Source organism: Embleya sp. NPDC020630 (assembly GCF_044334985.1).
GTDB lineage: Bacteria > Actinomycetota > Actinomycetes > Streptomycetales > Streptomycetaceae > Embleya.
Genome location: NZ_JBIRUB010000001.1, coordinates 189,744 through 203,480, shown reverse-complemented (window position 1 = coordinate 203,480; position 13,737 = coordinate 189,744). Strand labels below are relative to the sequence as shown.

At 70.7% G+C, this 13,737-nt stretch carries 11 protein-coding genes; 7 read left to right on the top strand and 4 right to left on the bottom strand.

What is annotated here, in order from left to right:
* Positions 1–21: 21 nt before the first annotated feature.
* The 3 genes from ACH4XV_RS00825 to ACH4XV_RS00815 all read left to right on the top strand — a co-directional run bounded on the left by ACH4XV_RS00825 (position 22) and on the right by ACH4XV_RS00815 (position 3,470).
* Positions 22–564 (top strand): low molecular weight phosphatase family protein, encoded by a 543-nt coding sequence (locus ACH4XV_RS00825; protein WP_395785804.1) that lies wholly within the window; start codon positions 22–24, stop codon positions 562–564.
* Between the two features lie 158 nt (positions 565–722).
* Positions 723–2,462 (top strand): penicillin-binding transpeptidase domain-containing protein, encoded by a 1,740-nt coding sequence (locus ACH4XV_RS00820; protein ID WP_395785802.1) that lies wholly within the window; start codon positions 723–725, stop codon positions 2,460–2,462.
* Between the two features lie 126 nt (positions 2,463–2,588).
* Complete coding sequence (locus tag ACH4XV_RS00815; protein ID WP_126643663.1) at positions 2,589–3,470, top strand: acyl-CoA thioesterase II; 882 nt, start codon at positions 2,589–2,591, stop codon at positions 3,468–3,470.
* A 15-nt stretch (positions 3,471–3,485) separates the two neighbouring features.
* On the opposite strand, the gene ACH4XV_RS00810 is transcribed toward ACH4XV_RS00815, so the two are convergent.
* Together ACH4XV_RS00810 and ACH4XV_RS00805 are read right to left on the bottom strand one after the other, a co-directional pair.
* On the bottom strand, positions 3,486–4,859 hold the full coding sequence (locus ACH4XV_RS00810; protein ID WP_395785800.1) for an NADP-dependent succinic semialdehyde dehydrogenase: 1,374 nt from the start codon (positions 4,857–4,859) through the stop codon (positions 3,486–3,488).
* A 146-nt stretch (positions 4,860–5,005) separates the two neighbouring features.
* On the bottom strand, positions 5,006–6,400 hold the full coding sequence (locus ACH4XV_RS00805; protein ID WP_395785798.1) for an HNH endonuclease: 1,395 nt from the start codon (positions 6,398–6,400) through the stop codon (positions 5,006–5,008).
* 136 nt (positions 6,401–6,536) lie between these two features.
* Between ACH4XV_RS00805 and ACH4XV_RS00800 the strand changes: the two genes are divergently transcribed.
* Positions 6,537–6,872 carry a glyoxalase superfamily protein gene (locus ACH4XV_RS00800; RefSeq protein ID WP_395785796.1) on the top strand — a complete coding sequence of 112 codons (336 nt, stop codon included), beginning with the start codon at positions 6,537–6,539 and terminating at the stop codon, positions 6,870–6,872.
* A gap of 16 nt (positions 6,873–6,888) precedes the next feature.
* On the opposite strand, the gene ACH4XV_RS00795 is transcribed toward ACH4XV_RS00800, so the two are convergent.
* Positions 6,889–9,903 (bottom strand): NACHT domain-containing protein, encoded by a 3,015-nt coding sequence (locus ACH4XV_RS00795; protein ID WP_395785794.1) that lies wholly within the window; start codon positions 9,901–9,903, stop codon positions 6,889–6,891.
* A gap of 1,074 nt (positions 9,904–10,977) precedes the next feature.
* Positions 10,978–11,616, bottom strand: a complete 639-nt coding sequence (locus ACH4XV_RS00790) for a TetR/AcrR family transcriptional regulator (protein ID WP_395785792.1) — start codon at positions 11,614–11,616, stop codon at positions 10,978–10,980.
* Positions 11,617–11,772: 156 nt separating this feature from the next.
* Here ACH4XV_RS00790 and ACH4XV_RS00785 point away from each other — a divergent pair, with 156 nt between their 5' ends.
* From ACH4XV_RS00785 to ACH4XV_RS00775, 3 genes are all read left to right on the top strand, one after another.
* A complete protein-coding gene (locus ACH4XV_RS00785) occupies positions 11,773–12,432 on the top strand; it encodes an FMN-dependent NADH-azoreductase (RefSeq protein ID WP_380008209.1) in 660 nt (219 codons plus the stop codon).
* Positions 12,432–12,752 (top strand): DMT family transporter, encoded by a 321-nt coding sequence (locus ACH4XV_RS00780; RefSeq protein WP_395785790.1) that lies wholly within the window; start codon positions 12,432–12,434, stop codon positions 12,750–12,752. The genes ACH4XV_RS00785 and ACH4XV_RS00780 overlap by 1 nt, the downstream gene beginning before the upstream one ends.
* A gap of 143 nt (positions 12,753–12,895) precedes the next feature.
* Positions 12,896–13,732, top strand: a complete 837-nt coding sequence (locus ACH4XV_RS00775) for an ABC transporter ATP-binding protein (RefSeq protein WP_395785788.1) — start codon at positions 12,896–12,898, stop codon at positions 13,730–13,732.
* The last annotated feature ends 5 nt before the right edge of the window (positions 13,733–13,737 follow it).

The following is a 13,737-nucleotide window of genomic DNA, read 5'->3' as shown; positions in this document are numbered from 1 at the left end:
CGGCGTTCTAGGATCCGCAGCGTGACTGCATCGGTGCTGGTCGTATGTAGTGGAAACATCTGCCGCTCCCCCGTCGTCGAGGCCATGCTGCGCGACCGGTTGGCCGGGTCCGCGCTGCCGAGCGAGGTGTCCTCGGCGGGCACCATCGACTGGAACGCCCGGCCCATGGCGGACAACAGCGCGCTGGTGCTGATCGAGCACGGCATCGACCCGCCCGCGCACCGCAGCCGCAAGCTCACCGCCGACCTGCTGCGCGCCGCCGACCTGGTGATCGGCATGTCCCGCGAGCACCACTGGGCGATCGACGCGCTCGCCGCCGACGCCCTGCCGCGCACCTTCCTGCTCGGCGAACTGGTGCGCCTGGGCGAGGCGTTCGGCCCGCGCGGCGCGCTGCCGCTCGCCGACTGGGTGGCCGGGGTGGACGCGCGGCGACCGGCGAGCCGACTGGCCCGTCCCGCCGACGAACTCGACGACCCGATGGGCGAGCCGATCGAGTCGTTCCGGGTGATGGCGGCGCGGGCCGACGAGCTGACGAACCGGCTGGTGGCGCTCCTGACGACGTGATCCCGGGGCGTCCGCCTCGGGTCGCCGAGCGACTTCTTGTTCGAACAAGTGCGCTTTCCCCTCGACAACAAAAGGGCCTTGGCGCCCACCGACTCTTTGGCGGGACCGTAAACTCACGCCCCTGCCGCCGGAGCCGGCGGCACCGCATGGGGGTGGGCATGCACGACGCAGAGCACTACCGGAGCGAAGAGCGCGACGAGCGCGAGTACGGCGGCGGATTCGACGGCGGATTCGACGACTACGAGAACGCGGACCACGGCGGGGCCGGACGCCGGGGTGGTTGGATTTTCCTGGTTCTGGCCCTGGTGTTGGTCCTCGGCACCGGCTACGGGGCCTATTCGTTCCTGAAGGACGACGACGGCTCGGCCCCGACCGCGCGGTCGAGCGAGACCGCGGCTCGGGGCGAGCGGAGCCCGCTCGACGCCGCGCGATTATTCCTCGGCGAATGGCAGGCGGGCAATTGGACCCGCGCGGCCCGGCTCACCAGTGATGTGAGCGCCGCGTCCACGGCGCTGCCGGCCCTGAACGACGGGCTGAAGGTCACCGCCCGCACGCTGACCGTGGGCGAGCCCGCCCCCGCGCGGCCGGATGGGACGGTGCCGGTGCCGTTCACCGCCACGTTGACCCTCGGATCCGCCGGCGACTGGTCGTACACCGGCGCCCTCGACGTGGCCAAGAGCGCGGATCGCGGCTACCTGGTCGCCTGGTCCCCGGCCACCCCGCATCCGGAGCTGACCTCGGGCACCTCGCTCGAACTGGCGCCCAACCAGGGCGGAGTGGGCGGCGACGTGTTGCGGGCGAAGGACGGTACGGCGCTGTCCCCGACCGACAACCCGTCCCTGGCCGCGATCCGTACCGGCCTGGCGAGCAAGGCCAAGCCCGGCGAGCAGGCCAAGCCGGGCGGCGTGGTCCGGCTGGTCGACACGGCCACCCGGACCCCGGTCAAACAACTCGCCACGCTCGGCGAGCCGGTCACCGCCGCGCCCCGGGACGGCGGGATCCGCACCACACTCGACGCGAACCTCCAGACGGCGGCCGAGCGGGCGGTCAAGGGCGAGTCGCGGACCGCGTCGCTGGCGGCGGTGCGGATCAGTACCGGCGAGATCGTCGCGGTGGCCAACAACCCGGCCGCCGGCCCTAACAACGCCTTCCTGGCCACCACGCAGCCCGGCTCGACGTTCAAGATCGTCTCCGCCGCCACGCTGCTGTCCAAGGGCGCGGTCGGCCTCGACGAGAAGGTGGGCTGCCCCGAATCGGCCGACGCGGGCGGCATGCGGTTCACCAACTCCGAGGGCCGCGCGTTCCCGGAGGGCAGCTTCAAGCTGGCCTTCGCCCAGTCCTGCAACACCACCATGGCCAACCTTTCCGGCAAGCTCACCGGCGCGGACCTGTCCACCATGGCGCACGACTGCTTCGGCATCGGCGGCGACTGGAAGACCGGGATCGTCTCGTTCGACGGCCGGGTGCCCGCCGCGTCGAACGACACCATGAAGGCCGCGAACATGATCGGCCAGGGGCAGGTACAGATGAACCCGCTCACCATGGCCTCGGTGGTGGCCACCGCCAAGTCCGGCACCTTCCGCCAGCCGCACCTGCTCACCGACCAGGAGGGCCTGTGGCGGGCCCCGAACTCGTTGTCCCCCGCCGTGAGCGGGCAGTTGCGCACGCTGATGCGCGCGGTGGTCACCGAGGGCACCGCGCGCACCTCGCTCGGCGGCCTGAGCGGCGACGTGGGCGCCAAGACCGGCACCGCCGAGGTCGGCGGCGGTCGGCCCAACAACGGCTGGATGGTCGCCTACCGGGGGGACATCGCGGTGGCGGTCTGGGTCGAGGGCGGGGTGACCGGCGGGCAGTCGGCCGGGCCGATCGTGAAGGCGTTCCTGAGCGCGGCGGGCTGAGCGACGCGGCGGGCGGGCGTCGACGGGCTGGGCGACGGGCCAGGCGACGGGCGCGGCGGCCGGCCGGGCCGCGGCGCGGGCGGGCGTCGACGGGCTGGGCGACGGCCCGAGCGGCCGTAGTCCATCATGGGCAGGGTGAGCGAACACGATCTTGCCGACGAGGGCCCGGGCCGGGCCGAGACCTTCCTCGACCTGCTGCGGCTGGAGCAGATCGAGGAGAACATCTTCCGCGGCTGGTGCCACGCGGGCGCCCCGCTGCGCGCCTTCGGCGGCCAGGTCGCCGCACAGGCCCTGGTCGCGGCGGGCCGCACGGTGGTCCCGGAGCGGCACGTGCACTCGCTGCACAGCTACTTCCTGCGCCCCGGCAGCACCACGGCGCCGATCGTGTACCAGGTCGACCGGGTCCGCGACGGGCGCTCCTTCGCGACCCGGCGCGTGACCGGCGTACAGCACGGCGCGGCGATCTTCACCCTGTCGGCGTCCTTCAAGGTGGCCGAGGACACCCCCGGACACCGGCGCGCGATGCCCGACGTACCGCTGCCGGAGGACCTGCCGGACCCGTACGAGAAGTTGTCCGCCGAGGAGCGCGCGCACTACGAGGAGTCGCAGACCCGGCTCCTGATGGACCTGCGCTTCGTCCCGGAGGACCGCTCGCCGGGCACCCACATGGTCGACGGCATCCCGCACCAGCGGGTGTGGATGCGCGCCGCCAAGCAGCTGCCCGACGACCCGCTGCTGCACGTGTGCGGGCTGACCTACATGTCCGACCTGACCCTGGCCGGCACCGCCGCGAAGCCGTACATCACCAACCCGGCGACGCTCCAGATGGCCTCGCTCGACCACGCGGTGTGGTTCCTGCGTCCGTTCCGGGCCGACGAGTGGCTGCTGTTCGCCCAGGCGTCCCCGTCCGCGCAGGACGCGCGCGGGCTGGCGATGGGCGAGTTCTACAACCACGACGGCGTACTCGTGGCCTCGGTGGTGCAGGAGGCGGTGATCCGGCAGCGGTAGCGCCGGCCGCGCCGCTCAGCCCACCCAGACCGTCTTGGCGTTGCAGAACTCGCGGATGCCGAGTGCGGCGAGTTCGCGGCCGTAGCCGCTGGACTTGATCCCGCCGAAGGGCAGTTCGGGGTAGGACGTGACCATGCCGTTCACGAACACCGCCCCGGCGGCCAACTCGGCGATGCAGCGGGCCTGTTCGGCCTCGTCGGTGGTCCAGGCGTTGGCCCCGAGGCCGAACGCGGTGGCGTTGGCGAGGTCGATCGCCTCGTCGAGGTCGGCGACCCGGTACAGCCCGGCGACCGGCCCGAACACCTCCTCGGTGTACATCCGCATGTCCGGGGTCAGGTCGGCGACCACGGTCGGCGGGTAGTACCAGCCGGGGCCGGCCGGGCGCTCGCCGCCGCACCGGATCCGGGCGCCCTTGGCCCTGGCGTCCTCGACCTGCTCCATGACGTCGCGCAGCCCCTGCTCCTGGGCGAGCGGGCCGACGTCGGTGCCCTCGGCGGTGGGGTCCCCGACCCGGAGCGCCGCCATATTCGCCGTGAACGCCTCGGCGAACGCGTCGTACACATCGGTGTGCACGATGAACCGCTTGGCCGCGATGCAGCTCTGCCCGTTGTTCTGGGTCCGAGCCGTGGTCGCGGTCCGCGCGGCGGCCTCGACATCGGCGGAGGGCAACACCAGGAACGGGTCGGAGCCCCCCAGTTCGAGCACGGTCTTCTTCAACTCGCGCCCGGCGATCGCCGCGATCGACCGCCCGGCCCCCTCACTGCCGGTGAGCGTCGCGGCCACCACGCGCCGGTCCGACAACACCCGCTCGACCAGCTTCGACCCGATCAACAACGTCTGGAACGCCCCCTCGGGAAACCCGGCGCGGGTGAACAACTCCCCCATGTACAACGCAGTACGCGGCACGTTCGACGCGTGCTTGAGCAACCCGGTGTTGCCCGCCATCAACGCGGGCGCGGCAAACCGCATGGCCTGCCACAACGGAAAGTTCCACGGCATCACGGCCAGCACCGGCCCGAGCGGCTCATACCGCACATAGGCCCGCCGCGCCCCCACGGCATCGGCATCGGCCGGCTCATCCGCCAAAAACCCCGCCGCCCGCTCCGCATAGAACCGACAGAGCCGAGCACACTTGCCCACCTCGGCCCGAGCGGCACCCAGCGTCTTCCCCATCTCGGCGGTCATCACCGCCGCGACCTCATCCCGCTCCGCATCCAGCAGATCGGCAGCCCGCCGCATAAACCGAGCCCGAGACTCATACGAGTCCCCCCGATGCCCCCAAAACACCTCATCGGCCCGCCCGATCCGAGCATCGATCTCACCTTCCCCAATCTCGGCAAACTCCTCAATCGTCTCCCCGGTAGCCGGATTGACGGACGCGATGGCCATGGGTCCTCCAGGTAAAGATCACGACTGCGACAGGCGCTGAAACTGCTCACCCGTTACCCGCGTGACCTCGGCTGACACAACCGCCCGAATCATGTCCGCCGTGGCACGACACCCGCCCCGAGAACCGATGGCCGATCCGGATGGCATCAAGCCGGGGAGAGGCAGCGCTCGCGATGGTAGGCAAGGTGGGCCTCGTCGATCTCGTGCTGCGCATGGCGACGCAACGGTCCGATCGTTGCGTGGTCCTCGGTGCGTCGCACCGTTCCGTGCGGGTCCACGTAGATGGCCAGGCCGTCGAACAGCACGTGATGGTTCGGGCACAGGCACAGCAGGTTCGCCAACTCGTCGGGCCCGTTGTGCGGCCTCCCGAGCCCACGGATGTGCGCGGCCTGACTCGAGGCTCCCGAACGTATCTGCAGTTGCAGACCGCACACCTGGCACTTGTCGTGGTGCAGTGCCTTCACGTGCCGGGCCAGCGCAACATCGCGAATCAACTGCCACAACAACAGTTCGCGTCGGGTCACCGGCTCCGCCGCCGTCGGTGCGGCGACCGACGTCGTGCAGTCCAACAGGCCGAGGGCATCGTGCAATTCGTGCTCGGCAGCGGCGCTCGCATCCGTGATGGCGGTGATCGCCTCCAGGTGTTCGAAGAGTTCCTCGACCAGCACTTCGGCTTCGGTGATGAGCCGACCTCGTGCCACGCTCGGCTCGTCGATGTCCGTCGTGGCAGCCGGCGTGCCGACAGGTGCGTCCCCGCCCGAGCCCGGGGCACGCGCTCCCCTGGGGGCCGCGTCGGCCGACTCGGCAAACTCGGGTCTCGGTCGTCGAACCCGCGGGGGTGCAAGACGTCCTTCCTCGATCCATTCGCGCCAGGCCCGCGGGGCGGCGGACAGCGCTTGCTCCGAAGTCAACTTCGGATTGCGACGGTCGGCAATCCAACGCCACTCGAGGCGACCGTCGTCGAGCGGGATCAGCGAAATCTCGTACGCGTAGTTGGGGAACACCGGACCGTCCGGACCGCCACCTTGTTCGACGCGCTCGGCATGCGTAATGAGCCCGACGCCGTCGAACCGCACCTGGCCCTTTTGTTTGCCCTTGCGTATGCCGGTGCCGGGGACCGAACTGAAGACCAGCAGCGGTTCGGCGACGCGCCGGTCCGCGCCCACGAGCGCCAGTTGGCGCCCCCAGGCGGCGAGCAACGCGGCGTTGCCCTTGGTGGTTCCCACCCGCTGAAGCTGTTCGGGCTTGTGGTCACCGTAATACCGCAACCCCTCACCACCGGGATGGAACAGGTCGTGCCACGGGGTCTGCACGGTTCCGAACTTCCAGTGACTCGATCGGATCAGCACCGCCGGACGGCGTCTTCCGTCGACGGCCTTGATCGGGGCGATGCCATTGATCCCGGACTCGAGCATGGCGCGATTGCCACCCGGCGTATCCGTGACGTGCCAGAAGTTGGGCAGGCCCTCCACCGTCTGCGGACCGGGATCCTTCGTTTTGGCATACCTGTAGACCTCGCCGACCGTCAGAAACGAACCCACTTCACGCCCCCGCTCTCGCCGTCTTCGCTCGTGAGATCCGATCACCCTGCCATGCGGCTCGAGGCCGGTCGAGCACGATTGCAGGACGCGTCGAGGAACCGGCCGGATGTCGGGGCGGGGTGCGAGGGTGTGTGTCATGAGGGAACAAGTCATCCCGATCCTGCGTGTGGTCGATGCTGCCGTGTCCGTGGCCTGGTATGGCCGTTTGGGCTTTGTGAAGCAGTGGGAGCACCGGTTCGAGCCGCACCTCCCGGCCTTCGTCGAGGTTGCGAGGGGTGAGGTGAAGCTGTTTCTCAGCGAACACACGGGCGACGCGACCCCGGACACGCTGGTGTACATGTGGGTCGCCGACGTGGATGAGGTGGCCCGCGAATTCGGCGTGGTGGTGGAGGAGCAGGCTTGGGCGCGGGAGGTGCATCTGCGGGATCCGGACGGGAACCGGCTGCGGGTGGCGACGCCGTCGGAGGTTTAGGCGCCGGCTGCGGAGGTCAGCCGAAGTCCGCGCTCACGTCCAGTTCGAGTCGGCCTTCGGCGACCCGTTGGGTGAGCGCACCGAGGTTGTCCCGTTGTGTCTCGTCGATCCGCAGCCACTTCAGGGCCGGGAGGTCGGCCAAGGGGCTGAGGTCGGATATCGGGCATGCGGCGATGCCCAGGTGAGAAACCCGTGGCAGGTCGACCAATGGGGAGATGTCCGTCACCCGGGAGTCGTCGATGAACAATGTTTCGAGCGTGGGTGAATCGCGCAGCGCGCTCAGGTCGGTGGCGGGGGTGGAAACCATGCCCAGCGTGGTCAGGTTCGGGTACTTGGTCAGGCCCGACAGATCTCGAATGCCCGTGTCGTGCAGATAGATGTGGCTCAGGTTCGGCGCCTCCGGCAGGACACGCACACTCTCCACCGAGGGATCACCGTGAAAGGACAAGGTGGTGATCCACGGCAGAGGGGCCAACAGCGCCGGCTCCGCGCGCTGTGCGGGGCCGAGCGTCAACGAAGTCACCTGCGGCAGCTCGGTCAGCGGGCCGAGGTCCGTGATCGAGGTGTGGGCGACTCCGAGCGCATAAAGCCGCGGGAGCGCGGCGAGCGCCGACGAGGGAATCTCCGACAGTTCGGCCGGGAGGTTGATGCTCCGCACATCCCGACGTCCCGCGAGCAGTCCCAGAGCCGCCGGATCCGGGATCGGCACCTGACAGTCGTCGAGCCTGACGTGGGTCAGGACCGTTGTGTAGTAGCGCTCCCGATCCTTCAGGGTCTCCCACATTCCCAACAGTGGCAGGCGGATCCGCGTCGAATCCCGGTCCCGCAATCGACTCAGGAGCGGGATCGTCGCCTCGCCTCCGATCCGGCGCGCCACACGCACGATATTCGTCGCGATCTCGTCCGAGACTCGCTGCGTCCGGGTCAGGTCCGCGAGTAGATCGAGCACGAACTCCCCTGCGGTGGCCAGATCCTCCGCCGCACTCGCGTCCTGCGGGGGCAGGAGCTTGGCCGTTTCCTCCCGGAACCGGGCCGCCGGCTCCGGGTCCACCATGCCTGCCCCGGACACACACGCGACGCCCAGCAACCACAACCGTGCCCGATGCTCCTCGTCCGCTTCCGCTCGCGCGATCAAACCGTCCAGCAACTCCCGCTGCCGCGAAGGGTCGTCCTGGGTGCGGGCGACCGCCATGATCAAGACGTCGTGGTAGAGCGGGTCGTGGGCGTGGTTGATCAGATGGTCGACGTGTTCCGATCGGATGATCTCCAGTGCCGCCAGGTAGTCCTGGAAGCTTGCGTGTCGGAACTCGTGGACGTCCGCCTCCGGTTGTTGGAGCAGGCCGCTGCGGTCGACCAGGCTGTCCAGTACCTCCCGTGCGGTGTAGGGCGGTTCGACCGTCTGGCGGAATCGGGTGAGCACGTCGGCCACGCATGACGTCGCGACCCGATCCGGGATCGATCGGCGGCCGTTGAGGGTCATCCACATCGCCAACGCGGCCAGTACCTTCTCCATCTGCGTCGGCTGGAGACGCACCCGGCTCGTGGAGATGCGCCGCGCTCGTTCCCGGCCGCCGAGCAGCATCGCCATCGCCGATCGGTACAACTCGGTGCGGCCCTCGGGGAGGGCCTGGTCGGCGTGTCGGTGCAGGGCGCACATCAGCGCGCACAGCAGCGGGTTCGTGCCGAGTCGGGCCAGGTCCCGGCGGCTGTCCAGGGTGTGCTTCAACTGCTCCGCGCAGGAAGCGAGATCGTCCGGGTCTCCGGGCTGGGCGCGGTGCCAGCGGTCGACGAACAGCTCGACCTGCGCGCTCGACATGGGCTGGAGTTCACCGGCGACGAAGCCCGCCTCCCGGAACCGTCGATGCCGCCGCTCGGACAACACCCGGGGTCGGGAGGTGAGCAGGTAGGCCGCGTCCGGATAGTCCACACACAGCTGTTCCACCCAATCGAGCGCGTCCGCCCGGTGCTCCTCGGGCAGTTCGTCCAGGCCGTCGACGAAGACCGCGGCCCGCCCCGCCCGCAGCCGGCGGGCCGCCCACCCCGGCGGCTGCTCGCCGCCCAGCGTCGACCCGGACGCGGTGACGAAGTCGGCGACATTCGGGAGCACCAGCCGGTCGTCCACCACCATCGCCCGCAGCTTCAACAGGAACGGCACCCGCCCGGACCAGGACGCCAGCCGGTCCGGCAGATCGCCCGAGGCGACGTGCACCGCGAGCCGGCGCAGCAGCGTGCTCTTGCCCGATCCGGCCGGGCCTTCGAGGACCATGCGGTCGCGACGGGAGAGGGCATCTTCAAGGAGGCTGCGCGTGGTGTCCGCCTGCGCCGCCTCGTCGTCCCACCGCCGCAGTGGCCTCTGGTCGCGACGGGTCTGCACGACGAGGCTCACGTAAGCCGTGGTCAACTCGTATGTGCTGTCCTCCGGGTCGAGTTCGGTGACCCCGAACAGCCTGGCCTGGTCCAACTTCGCCCGCAGGCCGGCGCAGTAGCGTCGCGCGAACTCCTCGTCCACCGCCTCCGCTTCCGGCACCCGGCGTAACAACTCGGCCTGGCCCGCCGCCTGTTCGACCATGGTTCGGACCAGGAACTCCGGCTGCTTCGTGAAGAAGTCCACGATCTGCGCGCAACACTCGTCGAGCAACACGCCGTACAGCGGCGCCGCGCGCTCCGCCGACGCCTCGACACGGGCCTCCATCCGCATCCGCAGCGCGGCCGGATCCAGGCCCGCGGCCTGCACGTCGTCCATGGTCACCGTGCCGTCGAGGGTGCGCACGACCGCCGCGACGATGCGCTCACCCTCGGCCGGCGTCAGGCGGGCGAAGTCCGGCTCGGCATCGGCCAGTCGCAGGGTCAGCGTGCGGGTCAGCCGATCCACGTCGGCCGTACGCACCTCGCGCCGCTCCCGCCGCCGCGCCACCCGCCCACCCATCCGCACGGGTGCATCCACGAGCCGCGCCCCCGCCGGCGGCGCGGTCAACCGCCGCAACGCACCCCCGATCGCCGTCGCCAACAACCGCCCCTGCACCGGATCCACCGCGCTCCGCCCCGATCCCCACATCGACCGTGCACTCCACGCCGTGGCACCCAGTATGAGCGCCCAACGCTCGGGTCGCGCCGGCTTGACCGACCCCCGGATGGCCAGGTCGACGGGCGGCCCGTCACGTGGTCGGAACGTCCCGGCGCTGGTTCGCGAGTCGTCCTGGCCGGCGGCCGCAGGGGCAAAGGCGGCGCGGTCGGGGAGGGGATGGGCGCTTCGGGTGGAGGCATTCAGGGGCGACCTGGCCGCTGGTGGGCGGGGAGGGGCGGGGCGGGGAGGCGGAGTCGCGGGGTGAGCGGGGCGGGGAGCGGGGTCGTATGGGCGGCGTTGCTTTTTATTGGGCGCTTCGCGCCGGCTCGCGAGGCACCACTTTTTCTTTCCCCCGCTTCGCTCCTCCAAGAAAAAGCGGCCCCTCGCTCGGGGCTGGGTGCCCCTCCGCTTCGCTCCGGGTCACCCAGCCCAAGTTCTGCGGCTCCGCCGCTCTCCGCGCTGCGCGCGTCGATCGCGTGGGCGGCCCGAGTCGTGGGCGCTGACGCGCCACGCGGGCGGCGGTCGGGGACGCCCGGCCCCCGATACGACGCGGCTCCCCGAGATGGCCACCGTCGCGACACGGGCCTTCCCCGGTGACCGAGTCGTGGACGCACCCCTTCGGCGCGCCAGCGCCCCCGACCCGGGCCGCCCGCGTGATCGACGCGCGCAGCGCGGAGAGCGGCGGAGCCGCGAGTTTTGGGTCGGGTGGCCCGGAGCGAAGCGGAGGGACAGCCGGCCCCGAGCGAGGGGCCGCTTTTTTCTCGGAGGAGCGAAGCGGGGGAGAGAAAAAAGCGGCCCCTCGCGAGCCGGCGCGAAGCGCCCGATAAGAAGCAACGCCGCGAACACGACCCCGCCTCACCCCGACTTGCGTACGACTCCGGTTGCCCGACCGGCTCCCGCCGGCGACTCCGCCTCCCGGACCCGCGCACCTTGCATCCCCACCTCCGCGACACGCCCACCTTGCGACTCCGCCGCCCCGCCGCACTCACCTCGCGCCCCGGCCCGGGACTTGCCCGCCTGACCTGCACCCCCCGCCCCCGCTCACCCCGCAGCCCGGCCTCCCCCACCAGCCGCCGACAACATCGCGTACGCCAACCCCGCCAATGTCGCCTTGATCCGTGCCGGTTCGATGTCCTGGTCGCGCTGGCGGCGGTACAGCTCCGGGGCCAGTGGGGCGAGAAGCACGTCGGCGAGGGTTGTCGGGTCTGCGGTGTGCGCGGCCAGGATCCGTACGTGCGTATGCCAGAACGCGTACGCGCCCGTTCGGTAGCGGGCGCTGCCCGTTTCGGCGCCCAGGAGCAGGTGTACGTGCCGCTCCAGCAGGTCGACCATCGCCGCGTAGAAGGCCGCCAGGCGGGCCGCCGGGTCCGGCTCGTCCGGGCCCAACGGCGGTGCGCCGCGCAGGATTTCGTGTTGCAGCGCGCGCTCGTGTTCGTCGAGGAGGGCGCGGGCGATGGAGGCCCGGTCCGGATAGCGGCGGTAGAGCGTGCCGCGGCCGATGCCGGCCGCCTTGGCGATGTCCTCCATCGTGACCTCGGCCGGATCGCCGGTCGCGAACAGCTCCTCGGCCGCGGCCAGCACACGGGCCCGGTTGCGGGCGGCGTCCGCACGTTCCCGTGGCGGCGCCGCACCGTCCGCGGCGACCGGGAGACCGGTGAGCAAGTCGGTGCGTTTCGTCATGATCCCCACCCTAACCAGCAAGTGGACGTCGCGTCCATTTATCCCGAGGCGGTCCCAGCGGCGGCGCGATCGGTTAAGTGGACGACATGTCCGCTTACCTGTTACGGTCTCACCCATCAAGCGGACAGTCCGTCCGCTTACACCTCGGGAGTGACCATGCCTCGCCTGCTCCACCTCGACTCCAGCGCCCGCGCCGACTCGTTCTCGCGGACCCTGGGCGCCGCCTTCGCCGACGCCTGGCGCGGCGCGCGGTCGGACGCCGAGTACACCTACCGGGACCTCACCGCGCGGCCGGTCCCGCCGATCGACCAGGCGTGGACCGAGATCTGCGACACGATGTTGCGCGAGGGGATCACCGCGATCGCCGACTACCCGCAGGCCGTGCGTACGCCCGAGCAGCGCAAGGCATGGGCCACGGTCGAGCCGCTGTTGGCCGAACTGGTCGCCGCGGACGTCGTGTTGATCGGCGCGCCGATGTACAACTTCGGCGTGTCCGCGCAGCTCAAGGCGTGGATCGACCAGGTCACCTTCCCGAAGATGTCGCTCGCGCCGCGTCGTTTCGTGGTCGCCTCCGCGCGCGGCGGGTCTTACCTGCCGGGCACCCCCCGGGCGCCGTTCGACCACCAGACGCGCTATCTCCTGGACTTCTTCACCGGGCACTACGCCGTCACGGACGCGATCGTGCTCGGTACCGAACTGACCAACTCGCTCGTCGACCCGGCGCTGGCCGAGCGGCTGGAGCAGCACCGTTCCTCGCACGCGGAGGCGCTGGAGCGCGCCGCGGAGCTGGGACGCTCACTCGTGGAGGGGTACTGATGGCCTGGTTGATCCTGCTCGCGGCGGGCCTCGTCGAGGTCGTGTGGTCGCAGAGCATCAAGCCGACCGAGGGATTCACCAGGCCGCTGCCGACGGTGATCTGCTTCCTGCTCGGCGCGACGGCGGTGTATCTGCTGTCGGTGGCCATGCGGGACCTGCCGGTGGGCACCGCGTACGCCGCGTTCACCGGGATCGGCACCGTCGGCGCGATCACCCTCGGCATCACGATCCAGCACGACGCGCTGAGCGCGGGACGGATCGCGGCTCTGGTGCTGATCGTGGGCGGGTTGGTACTGGCCCGGCTGACGTCGACGGCGTGAGGGCGGGCGGCTGTTCGACAACAAAGGAAATCTTGGATGCAACTTTAGTGACAGCGGTGGCCACGTTCGCGGCTATCGGGCGCACCCGCCCGGGGCCAAGGCTGGGGAGGTAGCCAGGACCCCCATCGCAAGGAGCACCTCGCATGTCTCCCGGAAACCGCCGGCGCCCCCCGACCCCGACCTCCCCGTCGGGTGGGCCCGCCGAACCCGACGCGTACCGGCGCATCGATCACGAGGATCGGGCCAAGGGCAGTGCGGCCGGCTGCCGGGCGCTGAGCAAGTGGTACGGCGAGGGCGAGACCCGCGTGGTCGCGCTCGACGAGGTCGACGTGCAGATCGGCCGCGGCCGGTTCACCGCGATCATGGGCCCGTCCGGGTCGGGCAAGTCCACCCTCATGCACTGCCTGGCCGGCCTCGACTCGGTGACCTCCGGCCACAGCTGGATCGGGGACACCGAGATCACCGGACTCAAGGACCGGGACCTGACCCGGCTGCGGCGGGATCAGATCGGCTTCATCTTCCAGGCGTTCAACCTGCTGCCCACGCTCACCGCGCTGGAGAACATCACGCTCCCGATGGACATCGCGGGGGTCAAGCCGGACAAGGCCTGGCTCGACACCGTCATCGAGACCGTCGGGCTGCGCGACCGGCTCAGGCACCGGCCGAGCGAGTTGTCCGGCGGCCAGCAGCAGCGTGTCGCGTGCGCCCGCGCGCTGGCGAGCAAACCGCAGATCATCTTCGGCGACGAGCCGACCGGCAACCTCGACTCGCGCTCCGGCGCCGAGGTCTTGGGTTTCCTCCGCAGCAGCGTCAACGACCTGGGCCAGACCATCGTGATGGTCACCCACGACCCGAACGCGGCCTCCTACGCGGACCGGGTGTTGTTCCTGGCCGACGGTCGGGTCGTGGACGAGATGTTGTCGCCGACCTCCGACACGGTGCTCGCGCGCATGCAGCGCTTCGCCCGCTCCGCGAACTGAGGCGC